Source organism: Methanoculleus sp. MH98A, from assembly GCF_000691865.1.
Taxonomy (GTDB): domain Archaea; phylum Halobacteriota; class Methanomicrobia; order Methanomicrobiales; family Methanoculleaceae; genus Methanoculleus.
Genome location: NZ_JMIO01000279.1, coordinates 1 through 877, shown reverse-complemented (window position 1 = coordinate 877; position 877 = coordinate 1). Strand labels below are relative to the sequence as shown.

At 43.0% G+C, this 877-nt stretch carries 2 protein-coding genes; both read left to right on the top strand.

The window, feature by feature from the left end:
• The coding region (locus EI28_RS15205; protein WP_231476873.1) for a hypothetical protein at nt 1–198 on the top strand (198 nt) is incomplete at its 5' end.
• Nucleotides 199–241: 43 nt separating this feature from the next.
• Nucleotides 242–877: hypothetical protein (locus EI28_RS14290; RefSeq protein ID WP_197018542.1), on the top strand; the 636-nt coding region annotated here is incomplete at its 3' end.

Below are 877 nucleotides of genomic sequence, written 5' to 3'. Positions count from 1 at the left end.
CAGATTGCCAGACCAAAAGAACATGAAAGAAATACCTTTTTAGCGGATTATATCAAGGTTCTAGTAAAAATAAATTCGTATAGGGAGGATATATCGGGATGCGAAAAGGATTTTTCTAATTTTATTCGTGACTTACATAGTCAATTTTCTCCCCAGGCCCCATTGCAAATCAAAAAAATTGCAAACACAATTACCTAAGGTCAGGTATCTTTTAAACTACGTTGACGATATTGTATCGCGAATGGATGGAAATGTCGCATTCATTCATTGCGCATCATATCTTGGGATCACTGGGGAAATTACCCGGCGGTTTAAAGAACATGGCATCAAGACGGTCGAGGTACAACACGGCTACGTGGGTCCAGAGCATTATGCGTACAACTACCTCTCTGGAAATGCAGACCGAGTCATGAAAGAATACCTCCCTGATTACTACCTGACGTTTGGCAAACATTGGGGCGAACAGGTTCAGACCCCAAGCAGTGTAGTTACGGTTGGAAATCCCACGCTTAATAGATCGGTGGGTGAATTACAGAGGGTAACCTCTCCACAGCCGAATTCAATTCTCGTGGTGTCGCAGGGTACGGTGACCTCCACAATGGTCCGGATTGCAAAATATCTCTCCCGAGAACTTCCGGGATACTCTATTGTTTTTAAACTTCACCCAGGGGAAGTGCCGTTCACTCATCGCTACGAGGATCTCAGAAAATACCCCAACGTTCAGATTAGAACCTACGACAATATCTATGAACTCATTGCCTCAAGCGAGATAATTGTGGGCTATAACTCCACAACGCTCTTTGAAGCTGTTGCATTCAGTGGAAAAAGAATATTTATTCTTAATAACAATATGACCCCAGACTCTCTCGGGTATAAG